The sequence below is a fragment of the Curvibacter sp. APW13 genome (assembly GCF_032337135.1).
Classification (GTDB): Bacteria; Pseudomonadota; Gammaproteobacteria; order Burkholderiales; family Burkholderiaceae_C; genus Allorhodoferax.
The window spans coordinates 1188658-1207219 of record NZ_JAVXZZ010000001.1 but is presented as its reverse complement, the minus strand read 5'-3'; the positions used below and the strand labels follow the sequence as shown (position 1 = coordinate 1207219).

19 protein-coding genes are annotated in these 18562 nt (G+C 65.7%); 6 read left to right on the top strand and 13 right to left on the bottom strand.

Going from position 1 to position 18562, the window contains the following annotated elements; translation table 11 throughout:
- Positions 1–62: 62 nt before the first annotated feature.
- Complete coding sequence (locus RQP54_RS05495) at positions 63–1487, bottom strand: FAD-binding oxidoreductase (protein WP_315677160.1); 1425 nt, start codon at positions 1485–1487, stop codon at positions 63–65.
- 90 nt (positions 1488–1577) lie between these two features.
- A complete protein-coding gene (locus RQP54_RS05490; protein WP_315677159.1) occupies positions 1578–2441 on the bottom strand; it encodes a hypothetical protein in 864 nt (287 codons plus the stop codon).
- 87 nt (positions 2442–2528) lie between these two features.
- On the opposite strand from RQP54_RS05490, the gene RQP54_RS05485 reads away from it, so the two are divergent.
- On the top strand, positions 2529–3101 hold the full coding sequence (locus tag RQP54_RS05485; protein WP_315677158.1) for a cob(I)yrinic acid a,c-diamide adenosyltransferase: 573 nt from the start codon (positions 2529–2531) through the stop codon (positions 3099–3101).
- Here RQP54_RS05485 and RQP54_RS05480 read toward each other — a convergent pair.
- Positions 3085–4656 carry a sensor domain-containing diguanylate cyclase gene (locus tag RQP54_RS05480; RefSeq protein ID WP_315677157.1) on the bottom strand — a complete coding sequence of 524 codons (1572 nt, stop codon included), beginning with the start codon at positions 4654–4656 and terminating at the stop codon, positions 3085–3087. The two genes, RQP54_RS05485 and RQP54_RS05480, sit on opposite strands and share 17 nt — an antisense overlap.
- A 181-nt stretch (positions 4657–4837) precedes the next feature.
- Between RQP54_RS05480 and RQP54_RS05475 the strand changes: the two genes are divergently transcribed.
- The gene (locus RQP54_RS05475; RefSeq protein ID WP_315677156.1) at positions 4838–6700 is read left to right on the top strand and encodes a putative bifunctional diguanylate cyclase/phosphodiesterase; all 1863 of its coding nucleotides are present in this window, start codon (positions 4838–4840) and stop codon (positions 6698–6700) included.
- On the opposite strand, the gene RQP54_RS05470 is transcribed toward RQP54_RS05475, so the two are convergent.
- Complete coding sequence (locus RQP54_RS05470) at positions 6682–7113, bottom strand: Cd(II)/Pb(II)-responsive transcriptional regulator (protein WP_315677155.1); 432 nt, start codon at positions 7111–7113, stop codon at positions 6682–6684. The two genes, RQP54_RS05475 and RQP54_RS05470, sit on opposite strands and share 19 nt — an antisense overlap.
- Positions 7114–7197: 84 nt before the next feature.
- Here RQP54_RS05470 and RQP54_RS05465 point away from each other — a divergent pair, with 84 nt between their 5' ends.
- Entirely contained in the window at positions 7198–7830 is a 633-nt protein-coding gene (locus tag RQP54_RS05465; RefSeq protein WP_315677154.1) for a cation transporter, read from the top strand.
- Here RQP54_RS05465 and RQP54_RS05460 read toward each other — a convergent pair.
- Together RQP54_RS05460 and RQP54_RS05455 are read right to left on the bottom strand one after the other, a co-directional pair.
- Positions 7808–8092 (bottom strand): KTSC domain-containing protein, encoded by a 285-nt coding sequence (locus RQP54_RS05460; protein ID WP_315677153.1) that lies wholly within the window; start codon positions 8090–8092, stop codon positions 7808–7810. The two genes, RQP54_RS05465 and RQP54_RS05460, sit on opposite strands and share 23 nt — an antisense overlap.
- A 23-nt stretch (positions 8093–8115) precedes the next feature.
- Entirely contained in the window at positions 8116–9015 is a 900-nt protein-coding gene (locus RQP54_RS05455) for a LysR substrate-binding domain-containing protein (protein ID WP_315677152.1), read from the bottom strand.
- A gap of 139 nt (positions 9016–9154) precedes the next feature.
- Here RQP54_RS05455 and RQP54_RS05450 point away from each other — a divergent pair, with 139 nt between their 5' ends.
- The 3 genes from RQP54_RS05450 to RQP54_RS05440 are packed head-to-tail and all read left to right on the top strand — an operon-like array spanning position 9155 to position 10717.
- A complete protein-coding gene (locus RQP54_RS05450) occupies positions 9155–9703 on the top strand; it encodes a carboxymuconolactone decarboxylase family protein (protein ID WP_315677151.1) in 549 nt (182 codons plus the stop codon).
- Positions 9704–9740: 37 nt separating this feature from the next.
- A complete protein-coding gene (locus tag RQP54_RS05445) occupies positions 9741–10094 on the top strand; it encodes a CZB domain-containing protein (RefSeq protein ID WP_315677149.1) in 354 nt (117 codons plus the stop codon).
- A 2-nt stretch (positions 10095–10096) separates the two neighbouring features.
- Entirely contained in the window at positions 10097–10717 is a 621-nt protein-coding gene (locus RQP54_RS05440; RefSeq protein WP_315677757.1) for a pyridoxamine 5'-phosphate oxidase family protein, read from the top strand.
- A 42-nt stretch (positions 10718–10759) separates the two neighbouring features.
- Here the strand turns inward: RQP54_RS05440 and RQP54_RS05435 are convergent, their stop codons facing one another.
- The 7 genes from RQP54_RS05435 to RQP54_RS05405 all read right to left on the bottom strand — a co-directional run bounded on the left by RQP54_RS05435 (position 10760) and on the right by RQP54_RS05405 (position 18510).
- Positions 10760–12046: a solute carrier family 23 protein gene (locus tag RQP54_RS05435; protein ID WP_315677148.1), complete on the bottom strand. Its 1287-nt coding sequence runs from the start codon at positions 12044–12046 to the stop codon at positions 10760–10762.
- A gap of 126 nt (positions 12047–12172) precedes the next feature.
- Positions 12173–12598, bottom strand: a complete 426-nt coding sequence (locus RQP54_RS05430) for a hotdog fold thioesterase (RefSeq protein ID WP_315677147.1) — start codon at positions 12596–12598, stop codon at positions 12173–12175.
- 82 nt (positions 12599–12680) lie between these two features.
- Positions 12681–14288 carry a methyl-accepting chemotaxis protein gene (locus tag RQP54_RS05425; protein ID WP_315677146.1) on the bottom strand — a complete coding sequence of 536 codons (1608 nt, stop codon included), beginning with the start codon at positions 14286–14288 and terminating at the stop codon, positions 12681–12683.
- 66 nt (positions 14289–14354) lie between these two features.
- A complete protein-coding gene (locus RQP54_RS05420) occupies positions 14355–15467 on the bottom strand; it encodes an ABC transporter substrate-binding protein (RefSeq protein ID WP_409997539.1) in 1113 nt (370 codons plus the stop codon).
- Between the two features lie 2 nt (positions 15468–15469).
- Positions 15470–16756, bottom strand: coding sequence for a TRAP transporter large permease subunit (locus RQP54_RS05415; protein ID WP_315677145.1), 1287 nt, complete (start codon positions 16754–16756; stop codon positions 15470–15472).
- A complete protein-coding gene (locus RQP54_RS05410) occupies positions 16753–17436 on the bottom strand; it encodes a TRAP transporter small permease (protein ID WP_315677144.1) in 684 nt (227 codons plus the stop codon). The genes RQP54_RS05415 and RQP54_RS05410 overlap by 4 nt, the downstream gene beginning before the upstream one ends.
- 69 nt (positions 17437–17505) lie before the next feature.
- On the bottom strand, positions 17506–18510 hold the full coding sequence (locus tag RQP54_RS05405; RefSeq protein WP_315677143.1) for a DctP family TRAP transporter solute-binding subunit: 1005 nt from the start codon (positions 18508–18510) through the stop codon (positions 17506–17508).
- Between the last annotated feature and the right edge of the window lie 52 nt (positions 18511–18562).

The window sequence follows — 18562 nt, the reverse complement described above, 5'->3', positions numbered from 1 at the left end:
TATGCGGATCACCCTGCGGGCCCGGCGCAGCCCATGCGCCAGTCCAAAGGCTGATGCCTGGCTCAGGTGCTGAAGATCTTTCCGGGGTTGAGGATGCCCAGCGGATCCAGTGCCTGCTTCACCGCGCGCATCATGGCCACCGCGCCAGTGCCGGTCTCTGCCAGCAGGAAGCCCTGCTTGTGCAGGCCCACGCCATGCTCCCCGGTGCAGGTGCCGCCCAGCGCCAGGGCCCGTGAGACCAACTGGTGGTTGAGCTGTTCTGCCAGTGCGCGCTGTGCCGGTTGGGTGGGGTCGATCAGGTAGCCCATGTGGAAGTTGCCGTCGCCGACGTGGCCTACCAGGAAGTAGGGCAGGCCCGCTGCAATCGCCTCGTCCACACTGGCCAAGAGCGCGTCGGCCAGCCTGGAGATCGGCACGCAGGCGTCGGTGGTGATGGCCTTGCACCCGGGCACCGACTGCACGCCCGCAAAGTAGGCATTGTGTCGCGCGGTCCACAGCCGAGTGCGCTCTTCAGGCGTTGCCGCCCAGGCAAATTCGGCACCACCGAACTCCTGGGCGATGGCTTGCACCGTCTCCACCTGCTCCTGCACCCCGGCGGGCGAGCCGTGGAACTCCATGAGCAGCATGGCGCTTTCAGGCAGGGACAGTTTGGAGTGCTGGTTGACCAGGCGCACCGTGGTGGCGTCCAGCAGCTCGCAGCGCGCAATCGGCACGCCGAGCTGGATGATCTGGATGGTGGTGTTGACGGCGTCGGCCAGCGTGGGAAAGCAGCAGGTGGCGGCCATCACGCTTTCGGGCAGCGGGTACAGCTTGACGGTGATCTCGCTCATCACGCCCAGCGTGCCTTCGCTGCCGACCAGCAATCGTGTGAGGTCGTAGCCGGCGGACGACTTCTTGGCCCGGGTGCCGGTGCGGATCACTTCGCCGGCGGCGGTCACCACCTCCAGTGCCAGCACGTTTTCGCGCATGGTGCCGTAGCGCACGGCGTTGGTGCCGGAGGCCCGTGTGGCGCTCATGCCGCCGATGCTGGCATCCGCACCGGGGTCGATGGGGAAGAACAGACCGTGGTCCTTCAACGCCGCATTGAGCTGGGTGCGTGTCACCCCGGGCTGCACGGTGGCAGTGAGGTCTTCGGGGTGGATGGCCAGCACTGCGTTCATGCGGCTCACATCGAGACTGATGCCACCTTCGATGGCCAGCAGGTGGCCTTCGAGCGACGAACCCACGCCGAAAGGAATGACGGGGTAGCGGTGCTGTGCGCACAGGGCCACGCAGTCGGCAATGTCCTGGGTGTTTTCCGCAAACACCACCGCGGCCGGCGGCGGAATGTCGAACGCCGACTCGTCGCGACCGTGCTGTTCACGTACCGCTTGGGCGGCACTGAACTGCGACGCAAAGCGCTCCTGCAAGGCCTGCAGCAAAGCGGTGGGTGCGGGCCGCTGTGTCACAGCGGGCAGCAAGTCTGGCGGCATGGCGGGAGCGTTCATGGCTTCTCCGGGTGGGTGGAACAGACGGTGGCTGACCATGGTAGGGTGCGCGCCCTGCGACTGCCTGACCAGTGTCTGACGGTCATCGCCTCAAAAAACCGTCCAGGACCGGGTCCGTGCGTTGATGAATCCGCATTCTTCATAGGCCCGGCGCAGCGCGCCGTTCTTGGCCTGGGCCGCCAGCGACGGGAATACCTTGGATGCGACCCACTGTCCCTGTGCACTGCGTTTGGAACTGGCCAGATGTCGACTGCCATCGAGTGCCACGGCGATGCCGTCGATGGGCACCAGCGTCTTTCCTTCGAAACGCAGCTCCATCGCGTTGGTCGTGGGCTGGAACGGTGCCAGCAGCACATCGGCCCTGCCGGCGTCCACCACGTCCACCATCTGGCCCCAGGTCTTGATGTCGAAGGCGGGATCGATCCCCAGCTTGCGCAGTGTGGCCCAGTCCAGTGTCCAGCCACTGTTGGACACGAAGCGCAAGCCGCGCAGTTGCCCGATGCCGCGCACACGCAAGGCTGCTTCGTTGCGTGGCGAGGTGTAGACGCCGACCACAAATGACCCCTTCGGAATCATGGCCGCGGATATGGTCACGCTGCCGCTGCCCAGTGTTTCCAGGTCGGCCAGCCAGGCGCTGGTGCCGATCACGTCGATGTTCCCATCCCGCACTTCGGCCAGCAGGCGCTCGTAGCTGTTGATGCGCACCAGCTGCACATCCGGAGCCTGGGGCTGGCGCTTGACCTCGCGCAGCAGCCAGGCCAGCTCCATCACATCGCGCCGACTGTTCGCTCCATCAAAGTGCTCGAGGCTGGCGACATCGCGCGACTGCAGGAAGCGCAGGAAATCGTCCACCACATCGCCCGGCACGCCCACGCGCAAGGTGCCTGCTGCATGCAGCGGGTCGGCCATGCACGCAGCCAGCGCGGCCATTACCAGGCTACGTCGGTGCAGCATGGGGTTTGCAATCGGGGGGGCGATCTCTGGGGGCATAGGTGTCGGGGCACAATCCGATCCTTCGCATTTTGAACCAAGGATGAGGCCATGGGAAACCGCCTATCGCAAATCGCCACGCGCACCGGGGACGACGGCACCACCGGCCTGGGAGACAACACCCGGGTTTCCAAGAACAGCCTGCGCGTGCACGCCATGGGCGATGTGGACGAGCTCAACTCCCACATCGGCGTACTGCTGTGCGAGGACATGCCCGAAACGGTCCGCAGCCTGCTGGTGGAGGTGCAGCACCAGTTGTTCAACCTCGGCGGCGAACTGTCCATACCGGGCTACGAGCTGCTCAAGGCCGAAGCCTTGCTGGTGCTGGACCAGGCGCTGGAGGACCACAACGCCACCTTGCCGCGGCTGCAGGAGTTCATCCTGCCCGCAGGCACGCGGGCGGCGTCGCTGGCCCACGTGTGCCGCACGGTGGCGCGCCGGGCCGAGCGCGCGGTGGTGGCCCTGGGCGCGCAGGATGCGCTCAAGGACACGCCGCGCCAGTACCTGAATCGCCTCTCCGACCTGATGTTCGTGTTGGCCCGTGTGCTCAACCGCCACCGCACCGACGGCAGCACCGGTGACGACGTCTACTGGAAGAGCGAGCGACTCATGGCCCAGTCGTGACAGACTGCGCGAATACGGCCTGGTTCTTGCCCTGGGCTTTGGCGCGGTAAAGGGCCGCGTCGGCCGACTTCATCAGGGTTGCCGTGTCATGGCCGTCGGGTCCGAAACTGGCAACTCCGGCACTGGCCGAGACCGCCACAGACACTGCGTCATACGGCTGCGAGAGCGCTTCGATGATCCGTTGGGTGGTGGCAGGCATGGTGCCGGTCTCCGCGTGCTGAAGCAGCACCATGAATTCATCGCCGCCGAGCCGAGCGGCGATGTCGCCACTGCGGATGGATGCTGCAATGCGCCGTGCCGCCTCACGCAGCACCGCATCACCCGCATCGTGCCCGTGCCGGTCATTGACCTGCTTGAATCCATCGAGATCCAATGCGACCAGGCTGAAGCTGCCTCCGTGGCGTGTGGCCACGGCGCACTGCCGGTCGGTCATTTCGAAGAACAGGGTGCGGTTGGCCAGGTCGGTCAATGGGTCGTGGTGCGCCAGGTAGCTGATCTGGCGCATGGCCTGCGCCGACTGCAGGATCGCCAGGGCTACCGCATCGGCTTCCTTGAGCAGCAGGTGGGGAATCTCGATCTCGATGCCTTGCGCCGACTGCAGCGCGGCGCGGTTGAGCTCGTCGACCGATCGGATCACCTTGTGGCCGACCCACAGGGCGATCACCACTCCGAGCGCAATCGCCAGGAGGGCTCCGGACCCGAGTCGCCACAGGTTGTTCGCCTGGGCATCGTCGATCAGGCTGCGTGGTGCGCCCACCACCACACTCCAGTCGCCGACGCTGAGGTGTGTGAATCCCGTGACCACTGCCTTGCCGTCCTTGGTCGTTGCAAACATGGTTCCTTCGCGTTGCGACGCTGTCGCTGCACGAATCTCCGGGGTCGCTAGTTGTCCGATGAATCGCGCTGCCTCATGGGAGCGGGCCGCGATCACTCCCTTCGAATCCAGGATGGCAATCAGCCATCCCTCCGGCAATTCCTGGCGAGACAGCAGCTTGCTGAGCTGTAGCGTTGAAATGCCTGCCCTCAGGCTGTAGGGGGGACGCCCCTCCGGTACTACCGCCAGCGCCAGTGCCACCGTGGGTTTGCCTGTCACCGCTCCGGTGAAGACGTCGGTCAGCGCCGTCCGGCCATGGACTTGCAGGTCCACGAGCTGTGCCGGTTCGCCATGTGTCGGCAGGGGGCGCCCCAGAGGCTGCAGCGTGTTCATGACTTGCCGTCCCCGTGCATCCGACAGCACGACGTTGCTGTGGATGCCCGTCCCAAGCGAAGCATTGGCCTGCTCGTAGAAGGCGCGCATATCGCCCGATTGCAAGGCTTTAGAGGTCGACAGGACGCGCAGCCCCCCGGCCAGGGACGACAGCTCGCGGTCCAGTTCCGATGCCACCCTGCGGGCAATCAAGGAAGTGCGGGTTTCGACGATTTCACGGTTGAGCTGGTAGTTCTGGTAGACCAGGGCCATTCCCGCCAGCACGAGCGGAGCAACGCAGAGGCTCACCAGCAGCAGCAAGCTGCCTCGCAGGGAAATCCTCGGTAATGCGGCGAGCCTGTTAGGCATGGTGTCTGGCGGTGTACCGCGCCTCCTTGTGGCAATCAGTATCGGCGAAAGCCAGCCAATGCTCTAGCGAGAGCGGGATTTCCTTGCGGTTCGTGGCACTTTTTGCGAATCCCGTTTAGCATGCCCCATGCTCGGGGTCTGGTACCCCGGGGTGCTGTCACACCTGTCCGCTGGAGAAGAGATGCGTTCTGCTCCCAACGAAGATCTCGACACGTGGCGTGGGCGTTTGCTTGCGCGCTTGCTCCTGGTCGTATGCCTTGCCGGATGGCTCGTAGGGGTTCCGAGCATAGTGTTGGCGATCTACGAGAACCTGTGGCTTCTGGTGGTCGCCGACTCCATTGCGTTGGCCTGGGTCAGCGTGCTGTGCCTGCGACGTGACCGCGATCCGGTCGCCAACAGCGTGCAACTGCTCATGCTGCTGTACGGGTTGGGACTCGCGCTGCTCGCCACCATCGGTCACGTCAGCCAGATCTACCTGATGGCGCTGCCGGTGCTGGCCGTGCTGCTGCTGTCGATGCGCGCTGCGCTGGTGTGCCTGGCGCTCAACGGCGTGACCTTGCTGGCTGCGGGCTACTTCCTGCCGCTCGATGCGGGAACCACCCTGTTCAGTGACGCCCCCTTGCTGCGTTGGGCAGCGATCACACTCAACTTCCTGCTCATTGACACCGCCCTGACGGCTGCCTGCGCCTTTCTGCTGCAAGGCATGGAAGGCGTGCTGCGCCAGCAGCGAGCGGATGCCGCGAAGCTGGAGTTCTTTGCATTGCACGACGCCCTGACAGGTTTGGCCAACCGGCGCCTGCTGCACGACCGCATTGCCCAGGCGCTGGCACAGGCTGACCGAGACAAGCTGCTGGTCGGGGTCGCCTTGCTCGATCTGGACCATTTCAAGAACGTCAACGACAGCCGTGGCCATGCCTTGGGGGATGCCCTGATCCGTTCGGTGGCTGAGCGCCTGCAGGGGGCGATGCGATCAGGTGACACGGTGGCGCGTCTGGGGGGTGACGAGTTCGTGGTCCTGCTTCCCGACGTGCACAGCGAAACGGAAATGCTGACTGCAGTCGAGCGCTTGCTGCAGTGTGTCGGTGGCACCTATCGGGTGGAACAGGAGACCTTGCATGTCAGCGCCAGCATCGGGGTCGCGGTGTATCCCCGCGATGGGCCGGACGCCGATACCCTGCTGCAAAACGCCGATACCGCGATGTACCGCGCCAAGGATGGTGGGCGCAACCGGCTTCAATTCTTCCAGTCCGAAATGAACGCCCGGCTGATGGCGCGCATGGAGCTGGAGGCGGCATTGCGGGGTGCCGTGGAGCGCAATGAGCTGGTGCTCCATTTCCAACCCCGTGTCGATGCCCGCGACGGGCGCTGCCGCAGTGCCGAGGCGCTGGTGCGCTGGCAGCATCCAAAGTGGGGGCTGGTCAGCCCGGTGCGCTTCATTCCGGTGGCCGAAGACAGTGGACTCATCGTGCCCATCGGTGCCTGGATCCTGGCCACGGCTGCAGCACAACTCGGGGAATGGCAGCAGCGCTTCCCGGCGCTGCGCCTGAGCGTGAACCTGTCGGCCCGCGAATTTCGCCACCAGGCACTGGCCGAGCGCATCGAAGCCGCGGCGAAACTGGTGGCGGCGGGCAGTCTCGAGCTGGAGGTGACGGAGAGCCTGGTCATGCACAACCTCCAGACGGCGCAGGAATTGCTCGGAAGGGTGCGTGCCTTGGGAGTGACGGTGGCGCTTGACGACTTCGGCACCGGCTTTTCCAGCCTGGCCTACCTGAAGGACCTGCCCTTGGATGTCCTCAAGATCGACCAGTCGTTCGTGCGTAGCCTGGAGAACGATCCCCAGAACCGGGCCATCGTCAAGACCATCGTGGAGCTGGCCAAGAACCTGCAGATGGCCACGGTGGCCGAGGGCGTCGAGACCGAAGGCCAGGCCACCGTGCTGCGGGCGCTGGCGGTTGACGAACTCCAGGGCTACCGCTTTGCCCGCCCGCTACCGGCGGCGGAATTCGAGGCCTGGCTGGCGCAGCATTACCCGGCGTCGGCGTGACAGGCACAGGCCTCGCCGTGCGCCGCATGCACCAGCTCCTGCAGGATGCCGCACTCGCTGCCCGCATGGGGTGAGGTGCAGCGGCGGCGCAGTGCCAGCAACTGCTTTTCCAGCGCCCGCATGCTCTGCAGCCGCGCCCGCACCCGCGCCAACTGGGTGTCCACGAGCCGGTTGACGTCGCTGCAGTCGTCGGGCCGGGCATGGGCCAGGTCCAGCAGCACCGCCACATCGGCCAGCGGCATGTCCAGGGCCCGGCAATGGCGGATGAAGGCCAGCCGCTCCAGGTGTTGCGCCCCGTAGTCGCGGTAGCCGTTGTCGCGCCGCGGCGGGCTCGGCAGCAGGCCCTGCTTTTCGTAGAAACGGATGGTCTCGGTGTCCACCCCGGCAGCGCGGGACAGTTCCTTGATTTGCATGGCGGCATTCCTGCAAGACAGTGCGAAGGGCTTGACACTGTAGCGGCTCCAGGGTTTCCAATGCAGGCATCGAAAGGAAAAACCATGGCGGCCCATTGCTGTGAACACGAAACGCCCAGTCCCTCCCGCATCGCCAAGCTGGGCCGCTACCGCCGCGTGCTCTGGATCGCCCTGCTGGTCAACGCCGCCATGTTCCTGGTGGAGGTCATGGCCGGGGCGAGCGCGGATTCGCTCTCGCTGTTGGCCGACGCTATCGACTTTGCGGGGGATGCCCTGAACTACGGCGTGTCGCTGGCGGTGCTGGCTTCTGCTTTGGCCTGGCGCGCGCGTGCGGCCTTGCTCAAGGCGGCCGCCATGGTGGGCTTTGGCCTGTTTGTGCTGCTGCGGGCCGTGTGGTCGCTCTGGAGCGGTGCCGTGCCCGACCCCGCCACCATGGGCGTGGTGGCCCTGCTTGCCCTGCTGGCCAACGTGTCGGTGGCCTGGATGCTCTATGCCTTCCGCGAGGGAGACGCCAACATGCGCAGCGTGTGGCTGTGCTCGCGCAATGATGCCATCGGCAACCTGGCCGTGATGGCGGCGGCCCTGGGCGTGTTCGGTACCGGCCGGGCCTGGCCCGACCTGGGCGTGGCTGCACTCATGGCGGCGCTGGCACTGCAAGGCGGTTGGCAGGTGTGGCGCCAGGCGCGCCAGGAACTCAAGGCTCGTCCGCAGCCTTGAACAGATCCGCCAGGCTGGGCTGGGCTGCAGGAGCCGTCGTACCCGCCACGTCTACTGGGTGGGCATGGGCGTACTCTTCGGCGATGCGGTCTTCCCAGAAAGTGGTCGGGTTGGGCGCGGCGCACAGGCGGCGGAACACCTCGGCCGGTACCGCCGTGTAGGCCTTGCGCTGGCCGTTGTCCCACTGCAGCTGCAAGAAGCCGATGCTGGCGTCGAAGTCGGCGCGCCGGATGCGGCCGCTGGTGAAGGTCTTGGTTTGCATGCGGGGCTCCTGGGAAGCGAGGTCTACTCCAGGGCTGGATTCTGGCGCAAGTGTTCCACCGCCCAGTCGATGAAGGCACGCACCCTCTGCGGCGGGTTGCGTCCCTCGCGGTGCACCACATGCACGGGTAGCGGTGCCGGTTCAAAGGCGGTCAGCACGGTCTTGAGCCGGCCCTGGCGCAAGGCGTCGGCCACCTGGTAGGACAGCAGTCGCGTCAGGCCCAGCCCCGCCTCAGCCGCCTGCACGGCGGAGTCGTTGGTGGTGGTGATCAGGCGCGGTTGCAGGCGCAGCAGGCGGGGCTGCCCGTGCTCCACCAGGCGCCATTCGGCCTGTGGCGTGACGCTGTTGGCGGAGATGATGGTGTGCGTGGCCAGCTCGTCGGGCAACAGTGGAATGCCGGCTTGGGTCAGGTAGTCCGGCGCGCCCACGATAACCCGACGCACCTGCCCGACCCGGATCGCCTGCAGGCTCGAATCGGGCAATTCGCCGATGCGGATCGCCACGTCCACGCCCTCGTCCACAAGGTTCACTACCCGATCCAGGAACAGGCAGGAGGCCGTGACCTCCCGGTGCTGCTGCAGGAAGCGGGCCAGCAAGGGCGTGACGAAACGGGCCCCGAACAGCACCGGGGCGGTGACGGTGATGCGCCCGCGCGGTGCGGCGTGCAGCCCAGTGACCGACTCCTGCGCCTCCTGCAGCTCGGCCAGGATGCGGCGGCAGTCCGCGGCGTAGCGCTCGCCAGCCTCGGTCACGCGCACGCTGCGGGTGGTGCGCACCAGCAGGCGCAAGCCCAGGTGGCGCTCCAGCTCGTTCACGCTGCGTGTGACCGCAGGCGCCGAGAGCTTGAGCTGGCGCGCTGCAGCGGCAAAGCTGTGCGCGTCGGCCACGGCGACGAAGACCCGCGCCAAGTGAAACTGGTCCATATTCTTCAGTAATGCTGAATAGTGAATTGCATTTTCAGCGGATTCTCAATTTGCGACAAGCTAAATACAGTTCATTCATTCGCAGCACTGGCCGCGAATCACTTTCCCCAAAACCATTGAACTGAAAAAGGAACGCACCATGTCCCGCCTTTCCATCCCCGCCGTTGAACAATCCCGCCCCGAATCGCAAGTGCTGCTCGCGGCCGTGAAGAGCCAGCTCGGCATGGTTCCGAACCTGATGAAGCTGCTGGGCCACAGCCCCGCCGCGCTGGAAGGCTACCTGGCGCTCAACGGCGCACTGGGCAAGGGTGCCCTGCCGGTCGCGCTGCGCGAGCGCATTGCGCTGGCCGTGGCCGAGTACAACGGTTGCGACTACTGCCTCAGCGCCCACGACTACCTGGGCCGCAACGTGGCCAAGCTCAGCCGCAACGAGCTCGACGCGGCCCGCGACGGCCAGTCCGAAGACGCCGCCACGCACGCTGCCCTGCAGTTTGCGCTGCGCGTGTTGGCCAACCGCGGCCAGGTGTCCGACGCCGAGCTCGCCGCCGTGCGTCTGGCGGGCTTCGATGAAGCGGCCGTGCTCGAAATCGTGGCCCATGTGGCGCTGAACGTGTTGACCAACTTCAGCAACAACGTGGCCCGCACTGCCATCGACTTTCCCGTGGTCCAGTCCCGCCGCGCTGCCTGAACGCAGCCCCTTACCCCTTGCCCTTCGGAGAGCCACCATGAACCTCGACAACGCTGCCGCCGCCCACGCCCTGTGGAAGACCAAACTGCGTGCCGCCATTGCCAAGCACGAGCAGCTCGACGTGGTCACGCTGTCGCGTGACGACTGCTGCGAGCTGGGCCAATGGCTGCATGGCGAGGGCAAGTCGTCCTATGGGCGGCTCGCGGCCCACGGCGACTGCATGCACAAGCACTTGACCTTCCACAGCGAAGTGACCAAGGTCGCCAAGGTGGTCAATGCCGGGCGCTACGACGAAGCCGAACGCATGCTGGGCATGGGCTCGGGCTTTGCCCAGGCATCGAGCGCGCTGAGCGTGGCCTTCCTGAAACTGCGCAAGGAAGCGGGGGTGTGAGCATGCACAGCAACCGGCCCTATCCCAACGACATTGCCTTCACGCCCAGCGTGAAGGCCGTCCAGGCCCGCAAGGGCTCGCGCAGTGCCTATGCCCGCATGGAGCAGGGGCGGGGCTGGCAGACCGCGGTCACGCCTGAGCTGCAGGCTTGGCTGGCGCAGCTCAACAGCTTCTACCTGGCCACCGCCAATGCCCAGGGCCAGCCCTACATCCAGCACCGCGGCGGGCCTGCGGGCTTTTTGAAAGTGCTCGACGCCCACACCCTGGCCTTTGCCGACTTCTCGGGCAACCGCCAGTACATCAGCGCGGGCAACCTGGCGGAGAACCCCCAGGCCTTTCTCTTCACCATGGACTATGCGCGGCGCCGCCGCATCAAGCTCTGGGGTCGGGCGCGCGTGGTCGAGAACGACCCGGCCCTGCTGCAGCGCCTGGCCGACCCGGACTACGAGGGCATGCCGGAACAGGCGGTGGTGTTTGCACTGGAGGCCTGGGACGTGAACTGCCCGCAGCACATTCCGCAGAAGTTCGATGCGGCCGACGTGGAGCGCGCCCTGCGTGCGCGCGATGAACGCATTGCCGCGCTGGAGCAGGAGCTGGTCCGGTACCGTGCGGCGCCGCCATGAAAAAAGGGCCCGATGGGCCCTTGGGGTGCATGCCGATGCGGCTCAGCCCTTGCGGTTGAGCAGCGCGTACAGCAGGATGGCACCGAAAGTGGCGGTACCGATGCCACCGAGCGCGAAGTCGCCGAACTTGAGCGTGAAGTCGCCGGTGCCCAGCACCAGGGTCACGGCGGCCACGATCAGGTTCTTGTTGTCGGCAAAGTCCACCTTGTTCTCGACCCAGATCCGGGCGCCAGCTATGGCGATGAGGCCGAACACCACGATGGACACGCCGCCCATCACCGGCAGCGGAATGGCCTGGATCAGCGCGCCGAACTTGGGGCTGAAGCCCAGCACCAGCGCAATCAGCGCGGCCACCAGGAACATGGCGGTGGAGTAGACCTTGGTGGCGGCCATCACACCGATGTTTTCGGCGTAGGTGGTCACGCCGGTGCCGCCGGCCGAGCCGCTGACCATGGTGGCAATGCCGTCGCCCATGAAGGCGCGGCCCATGTACTGGTCCAGGTTCTTGCCAGTCATGGCGGTCACGGCCTTGATGTGGCCCAGGTTCTCGGCCACCAGGATGATGGCCACGGGGGCGATCATCAGCATGGCCTTGGGGTCGAATACGGGCGAGGCGAAGTTCGGGGTGCCGAACCAGGCTGCAGCAGCCACGCCCGACAGGTCAAACGGTTTGCCCAGGCCCAGGCCGTTGGTCAGGATGGCGTAGATCAGCGTGGCGGCGATCAGGCCCACCAGAATGAGCACGCGCTGCACCAGCCCGCTGGTGAACACCGCCACCAGGCCCACGCAGACGAAGGTGACGGCCTGCATCCAGCTGTCGAAGTTGCTGGCGGCCATGTTCTTCACCGGCACGCTGGCCAGGTTCAGGCCGATGACGGCCACCACGGCACCCGTCACCACCGGGGGCATCATCTTCTCGATCCACTTGGTGCCGATGGCATGCACCAGCGCGCCGATGGCGGTGTAGACCGCGCCGCAGGCAATGATGCCGCCCAGGGCGACGCCGATGTTGGCGTTGGCGCCCTTGCCCGCGTAGGCGGTGGCGCCGATCACTACGCCGATGAAGGCAAAGCTCGAGCCCAGGTAGCTGGGCACCTTGCCGCCGGTCAGGAAGAAGAAGATGAGCGTGCCGATGCCGCTCATCAGGATGGCCAGGTTGGGGTCAAAGCCCATCAGGATGGGGGCCAACACGGTGGCGCCGAACATGGCGATCACGTGCTGCATGCCCATCACGGCGGTCTGTGGCCAGGGCAGGCGCTCGTCGGGGGCAATGACGCCACCCTGCGCCAGTACGTCGGCGGATTTTTCGTTCCAGTCAAACATTCCCATGGGTTCTCCTCAGTTGTGAATCCAGCCGTTCCCGCTTGTGGCGGCCAGGCCGGTGTTGCGAAAGAAATCGGGCATTGGCCCGTATGAATACTGCGTATGCAGCTACTGTTTGTATAGCGACAGCAATCAGGTCTTGTGCGTCAGCACGGCCATGGTGATGCGTGACACGCAGCTCATCTCACCGGCTTCGTTGCGCATGTCGATCTGCCACACCTGGGTGGTGCGCCCGATGTGCACGGCCGTGGCGCGGCCCGTGACCCAGCCACTGCGCACGCCGCGCAGGTGGTTGGCATTGATGTCCAGGCCCACCGCATACTGGCCCATGGGGCAGGCAAAGTTGGCACCCACCGAACCCAGGGTCTCAGCCAGCACCACCGACACGCCGCCGTGCAGCAGGCCGAAGGGCTGGTGGGTACGGTGGTCGACCGGCACCCGGCCTTCGATGTAGTCATCGCCAAAGGCGGTGAGCTCGATGCCCAGGTGGGCGACGGCAGTGTTGGGGCTGCCCGCGTTGAGCAGTTCGAGCGAGATGGGTTTTTGCCAGATGGCCATGCGGGGGTTCTCCTTCCACCCCGCACTATAGTGGCACGCGCCCGTCGCGCTGGCACGCGCGCGACCGCTTCGGCGTGAACCGTCAGCCGGCGGAATGCTCCAGCAGCGCAGGTGTTGAACCAGGCAGGCTGCCTGCGGCATGGCCGTCCACCTGGAACACGGCCACGGCCTGCACCAGGTCATGGGCCTGGTTGCGCAGCCCGCTGGCGGCGGCGGCGATCTGCTCCACCAGGGCTGCATTCTGCTGCGTCACCTGGTCCATCTGGGTGATGGCTTCGCCGATCTGTGCCACGCCGGAGCGCTGCTCGGCACTGGCGCCGCTGATCTCCCCCATCAGCCGGGTCACGCGCTCAATGGCGGTCACCACCTCCTGCATGGTTTCGCCTGCCCGATCCACCAGCGCGCTGCCGGTCTCGACCCGCTCCACGCTGGCCGAAATCAGGGTCTTTATCTCGCGTGCCGCCTCGGCACTGCGTCCGGCCAGCGCCCGCACCTCGGACGCCACCACCGCAAAGCCGCGCCCCTGCTCACCGGCCCGGGCGGCCTCCACCGCAGCGTTTAGCGCCAGGATGTTGGTCTGGAAGGCAATGCCGTCAATCACCGAGATGATGTCCGCGATCTTGCGGCTGGAGTCGTTGATGCCGCGCATGGTGTCCACCACTTCACCGACCACGGCACCGCCGCGCTGGGCCACTTCGCTGGCCTGGTGCGCCAGCGTGTTGGCGGCCTGGGCGTTGTCGGCGTTGTGCACCACGGCGTCGCGCAGTTCCTGCATGGCGGCATTGGTCTCTTCGAGCGCACCGGCCTGGGCTTCGGTGCGGCTGGACAGGTCCATGTTGCCCTGGGCGATCTCGGCGCTGGCTTCCGAAACGTGCTGCGAGCCCGTGCGCACCTCCGTGACCACGCGGGCCAGGCCACCCTGCATCTCGGCCAGGGCCTGCAGCAGCTGGCCCACCTCGTTGTTGCCGCTGGCAGCAATGGGCTCGCGCAGATTGCCCGCCGCCACGTTGCGTGCCACGCCGACGGCCTGGCGCAGCGGTACCGAGATCGAGCGGATGATCCAGAACGCCAGCAATGCGCCTACGCCCAGGACGATGAGCGTGGTACTGAGCAGCATGCCGCGTACCGCGCTGGCGGCGGCCTCGTTGGCTTGCGTGGCTTCTGTGAGTTGCTGCTGCTGCTGTTGCAGCAGGGCATCCATGGCGGCGAAGTACTGCAGCTGGGCCGGGTGCATCTTGTCGATCAGCATGTCCTTGGCTTCGAAGGTCTGGCCAGCCGCGGCCAGCTCGGCGGTCTCGCGCTGCAGCGGCTCGAAAGCCTTGCGCGCCGACTGCACGGTCTGCAGGGCGGCCGTGGCCGCACTGTCGGCAGCGAGCAGGCGCTCGAGCTCGCCGTAGCGGCTGTCGATACGGGTCTGCAGCTTCTTGATGGCCTCGCCTTCGGCCATGATGCGCATCGAGTCGCTCATGAGGATCATGTTGCGCACACTGCTGGCGATGGTCTGCACGTCTTCCTTGATGGCGTTGCCTACCAGCAAGCGCGGAATGCGTACATCGGCCATGTCGCTGGCCGAGGACTTCATCGCGCTCACCTGCACCAGTACCGCGGCCACCATGGCCGCAATCAGCAGGCCCAGGACGGCAAACCCGGCGATCAGCCGGGTCGAAATGCGCAGGTCATCAAGTCGCATGGCGAAGGTCTCCTTGGGTTCGCGGGGGTGCGGCTATCGTCGCAGAGCCCCGGCGAAAGTCAATGCTTAGCGCCGGAACTTGCCGTGCGCGGTGATGATGGACAGGTCGGAAAAATCCAGTCCGGTGTGGTCGGCACTGCTGTAGTCCAGTACCAGCCCTCCCAGATCCACGCGTCCCAGGTTCTCCAGCGCGCTGTGCACACTGGCACGGGTGGGCTTGGGGCCGGCGTGGCGCAGAGCCTCCACCAGCACCTTGGCCGAAGCGAAGCCCTCCAGCACGGCCGGGCTGATCTCGTCCACCCCCTGGGCCTTGGCCAGTTGCGTGGCCTCCTTCACCAGCGCATAGCCTTGGCTGGCGGGCATGACCTGGCTCACCACCACGCCGTGGCCGGCGTCGCCGAGCAGCTTGATGAACCCGGCCGAGGCGTTGTTCGAGAGAGTCACGTATTGGCCACCGATGCCGGCCGCGCGAAACGTGCGGACACCGTCGACCACGGCCGTCCCCGAGCCGATGAGCAGGCTGGCCTGGGGTTCGGTGGCCTTGAGTGCCGCCACCACCGGGGCAAAGTCCGGCTTGCTGCGGTCGAACTTGGCCACGGCCACGGGCTCCAGCTTGGCCTGTCGCAGACCCTTGCGGGCACCTTCCAGACCATCGGCACCGAAACTGTCGTCCACGTGCACGATGGCCACACGCTGCATGCCCAGCGATGCCAGGTGCGCCATCGCACGCTCGGCTTCGCGCTGGTAGGTAGCGCGCACGTTGAAGATGTAGCGTTTGAGCGGCTGGTGCAGCACCATGGCCCCGGTGGAGGGCCCCACCAGCGCCACGTGGTGCTGCTCCAGCACGGCATTGATGGCCTCGGTGTGCGGCGTGCCCCGGCTCATGAACAAGGCCAGCACGCCGCGTTCCTCGACCAGGGTGCGGGCATTGGCCTCGGCCTTCTTCACGTCAAAGGCATCGTCCAGCGTGATCAGCTCGATGCGCTCGCCACCGATGCCCCCTTTGGCGTTCACCTGGTCCAGGTACAGCCGCGCACCGAGCATTGACTCCTGGACCGTGGCCGCCACGATGCCCGTGATTCCCACGGTCTGGCCGATGCGGATCTGTGCCAGTGCCGGTACCAGGGCTGCTGCGAGCCCCAGGCCCAGCAGCCAGCGCCGCGGGCGAAGTGTGCGCAGGATCACTGCACCATGCCCAGCATGCGTGGGAACCACAGGCTCAAACCGGGCCAGTAGGTCACCACCAGCAGGAAGCCCAGCATGGACAGCAGCCACGGCCACACCGCCACGGTGAGCTCGGTGATGCCCATCTTGGTGATGCCCGAGGCCACGTACAGGTTCAGACCCACGGGCGGGTGGCACATGCCCACTTCCATGTTCACCACCATGATGATGCCGAAGTGCACCGGGTCGATGCCCAGCTTCATCGCCACCGGAAACAGGATGGGGGCAAAGATCAGCACGATGGAAGAGGGCTCCATGAAGTTGCCCGCCAGCAGCAGCAGCACGTTCACGGCCAGCAGGAAGGTGATCATGCCCAGGCCATTGCCCAGCATCCAGTCGGCCAGGGCCTGCGGGATGTTCTCGTTGGTCATGATGAAGCTGAACAGCACCGCGTTGGTGATGATGTACAGCAGCATGGCGCTCATGTTGGCCGAGTTCAGCAGCACCTTGGGCACGTCCTTGAGCTTCATGTCCTTGTAGACGAACACGGCCACGAAGAAGGCATACACGGCGCTCATGGCGGCGGCTTCGGTGGGTGTGAACACACCGCTGTAGATGCCGCCCATGACGATGACGATCAGCAGCAGGCCCCAGGCCGAGGCGCGGAAGGCGTTCCAGCGCTCACCCCAGCTGGCCTTGGCCAGGCGCGGGTAGTTGAACTTGCGCGCACGCCAGTAGGTCACACCACCAAGCACACCGGCCAGCGCCAGGCCTGGCACCACACCCGCCATGAACAGGGCGCCCACCGAGGTGTTGGTGGCCACCGAGTACATCACCATCACGATGGAGGGCGGAATCAGGATGCCCAAGGCCCCCGAGGTGGTGATGACACCGGCACCGAACTTGTTCGGAAAGCCTGCCTTCACCATGGCCGGCAGCAGGATGGAGCCGATGGCCACCACCGTGGCCGGGCTGGAGCCCGACACGGCCGCGAACAGCGCACAGGCCAGCACGCCGGCCAGACCCAGGCCCCCGTGCCAGTGGCCCACCATGGCGGAGGCGAAGTTGATCATGCGCCGCGCCACACCGCCGTGCGTGAGGAAGTTGCCGGCCAGGATGAAGAACGGGATCGCCATGATCTCGAACTTTTCGATGCCGGTGAACAGTTTCAAGGCCACCGATTCCAGCGGCACGTTGGTGAAGCCGAACAGGAAGGTCAGGACCGTGAGGCCGAGCGAAATGGAGATGGGCATGCCCGTGAGCATGAGCACCATCAGCAGGATGAAGATGATGGCGGCGTTCATTTCTGGTCACCTCCGCGGGTGGTCTTGTCGGCCGGGTGCAGGTTGTCCTGCATGGCGTAGGGGTTGATGGCTTGTGCTGCGGCTTCGTCGGCGGTTTCTTCCAGACCATCCACGTGGCCGTGGTCGTGGTGCGGCAGTTCGCCGGTGCGGATGAAGCTCAGCGTCACCTGCAGGAAACGGAAGCACATCAGGCTGGTGCCCAGCGGAATGGCGCTGTAGACCATCCAGGTCGGCCACTCCAGGTCGGGAGTCGTGGGCCCTTCGGGAATGCCGTCGACCGACAGGCCGAAGTGCTGGAAGAACCAGTAGTGGGCACCGTTCTCCCACACGAAGCGCGTGCCCAGCGTGGCCACGATGCCCGTGAACAGGGCACCGGCCAGCAGGCCGAAGACGATGAACTTGGCGCGGTTGCGCTCGTCCAGGCGGTTGATGAGCACATCGACCCCCACGTGGATGCCGGTGCGCACGCCGTAGGCGGCACCGAACTTGGCCATCCACACGAACATGATGATGCACAGCTCCTGCGCCCAGGTCATGTTGATCGACAGCAGCCAGTCCTGCAGGCCCGGAATGGCGTAGCCGGCCATATAGCGGTGAATCACCGCCACGAAGATGATGAGGGTCGCTGCCCCCATCAGGAAGGTGACGAACCACTCTTCCAGGTGATCGAGAAATTTCATGGAATGCTCCGTTCTTGAAAAAACGCCACGCGGCCGCGAAGCGGGGCGTGGCGTTCAGCCGTGGCGCAATTACAGGTGGGCCGGGTCGAAGCCGGTGGCCTGGTACACCTCTTTGAGGGTTTCCTTGCCGACGCGGTCACCCATCTTCTCGTGCACCGGAGCCAAGGCCTTCTTCAGTGCTAGGCGTTCTTCCTTGGTCGGGGTATAGACCGTGGTCTTGCCGCTCTTCTTCACGCCGTCCAGGGCCAGGTCGTTCTCTTCCTGGGCGATCTGGTTGGCATAGGCGGTGGCGAGCTTCATGGCCTGGGTCAGCTGGTCGCGCTGGTCGGCAGGCAGGCCGTCCCAGAACTTCTTGTTCACGATCACGGCATAGCCCAGGTAGCCGTGGTTGGTCAGGCTCAGGTGCTTCTGCACCTCGTGCATCTTCTGGGTGTAGAAGTTGGAGATCGGGTTCTCGGTGCCGTCCACCACGCCGGTCTGCAGCGCCTGGTAGGTTTCGCCGAAGGCGATCACCTGCGGAATGCCGCCCAGCGAGCGGATTTCCTCTTCCAGTACCTTGGAGGACTGGATGCGGAACTTCTGGCCCTTGTAATCGGCCACGGTCTTGAGCGGCTTGTTGGCCGAGAAGGACTTGAAGCCGTTGTCCCAGAATGCCAGGCCGGTGATGCCCTTGGGTTCGAGCTTGGCCATCAGGCGCGCGCCCACGGGGCCTTGGGTGACCTTGTGCAGGTCTTCGCGGTCGTCAAAGATGAAGGGCATGTCGAACAGCTCGAATTCCTTCACGCCCAGGGGGCCGAACTTGGCCAGCGAGGGGGCCAGCATCTGCACCGAGCCCATCTGCAGCGCTTCCATCTCTTCCTTGTCCTTGTACAGCGCGCTGTTGGCGTACACCTCGACCTTGACCTTGCCCTTGGTCAGTTCGGCGGCCTTCTTGGCAAAGAACTCGGCGGCCTTGCCCTTGGGGGTGTCCTGGGCCACCACGTGGCTGAACTTGATGATGGTCTGTGCACTGGCTGCAGCAGCACCGAATGCCAGCAGGGCGCAGGCAACGACGTGTTTGACGGGGAACTTCATGGCGAACTCCTTCAGGGTTAATCGATGGAGCCGGACTGTAGAGATTCGGTAA

What these genes read in the sequence shown, in the direction of transcription:
- RQP54_RS05475 (WP_315677156.1), top strand. Translation starts at nt 4,838, where the DNA reads ATGCGTTCTGCTCCCAACGAAGATCTCGACACGTGGCGTGGGCGTTTG.
- RQP54_RS05430 (WP_315677147.1), bottom strand. Translation starts at nt 12,598, where the DNA reads ATGGCCATCTGGCAAAAACCCATCTCGCTCGAACTGCTCAACGCGGGC.
- RQP54_RS05455 (WP_315677152.1), bottom strand. Translation starts at nt 9,015, where the DNA reads ATGGACCAGTTTCACTTGGCGCGGGTCTTCGTCGCCGTGGCCGACGCG.
- RQP54_RS05495 (WP_315677160.1), bottom strand. Translation starts at nt 1,487, where the DNA reads ATGAACGCTCCCGCCATGCCGCCAGACTTGCTGCCCGCTGTGACACAG.
- RQP54_RS05440 (WP_315677757.1), top strand. Translation starts at nt 10,097, where the DNA reads ATGCACAGCAACCGGCCCTATCCCAACGACATTGCCTTCACGCCCAGC.
- RQP54_RS05470 (WP_315677155.1), bottom strand. Translation starts at nt 7,113, where the DNA reads ATGCAAATCAAGGAACTGTCCCGCGCTGCCGGGGTGGACACCGAGACC.
- RQP54_RS05410 (WP_315677144.1), bottom strand. Translation starts at nt 17,436, where the DNA reads ATGAAATTTCTCGATCACCTGGAAGAGTGGTTCGTCACCTTCCTGATG.
- RQP54_RS05415 (WP_315677145.1), bottom strand. Translation starts at nt 16,756, where the DNA reads ATGAACGCCGCCATCATCTTCATCCTGCTGATGGTGCTCATGCTCACG.
- RQP54_RS05425 (WP_315677146.1), bottom strand. Translation starts at nt 14,288, where the DNA reads ATGCGACTTGATGACCTGCGCATTTCGACCCGGCTGATCGCCGGGTTT.
- RQP54_RS05460 (WP_315677153.1), bottom strand. Translation starts at nt 8,092, where the DNA reads ATGCAAACCAAGACCTTCACCAGCGGCCGCATCCGGCGCGCCGACTTC.
- RQP54_RS05445 (WP_315677149.1), top strand. Translation starts at nt 9,741, where the DNA reads ATGAACCTCGACAACGCTGCCGCCGCCCACGCCCTGTGGAAGACCAAA.
- RQP54_RS05450 (WP_315677151.1), top strand. Translation starts at nt 9,155, where the DNA reads ATGTCCCGCCTTTCCATCCCCGCCGTTGAACAATCCCGCCCCGAATCG.
- RQP54_RS05490 (WP_315677159.1), bottom strand. Translation starts at nt 2,441, where the DNA reads ATGCTGCACCGACGTAGCCTGGTAATGGCCGCGCTGGCTGCGTGCATG.
- RQP54_RS05435 (WP_315677148.1), bottom strand. Translation starts at nt 12,046, where the DNA reads ATGGGAATGTTTGACTGGAACGAAAAATCCGCCGACGTACTGGCGCAG.
- RQP54_RS05465 (WP_315677154.1), top strand. Translation starts at nt 7,198, where the DNA reads ATGGCGGCCCATTGCTGTGAACACGAAACGCCCAGTCCCTCCCGCATC.
- RQP54_RS05485 (WP_315677158.1), top strand. Translation starts at nt 2,529, where the DNA reads ATGGGAAACCGCCTATCGCAAATCGCCACGCGCACCGGGGACGACGGC.
- RQP54_RS05405 (WP_315677143.1), bottom strand. Translation starts at nt 18,510, where the DNA reads ATGAAGTTCCCCGTCAAACACGTCGTTGCCTGCGCCCTGCTGGCATTC.
- RQP54_RS05480 (WP_315677157.1), bottom strand. Translation starts at nt 4,656, where the DNA reads ATGCCTAACAGGCTCGCCGCATTACCGAGGATTTCCCTGCGAGGCAGC.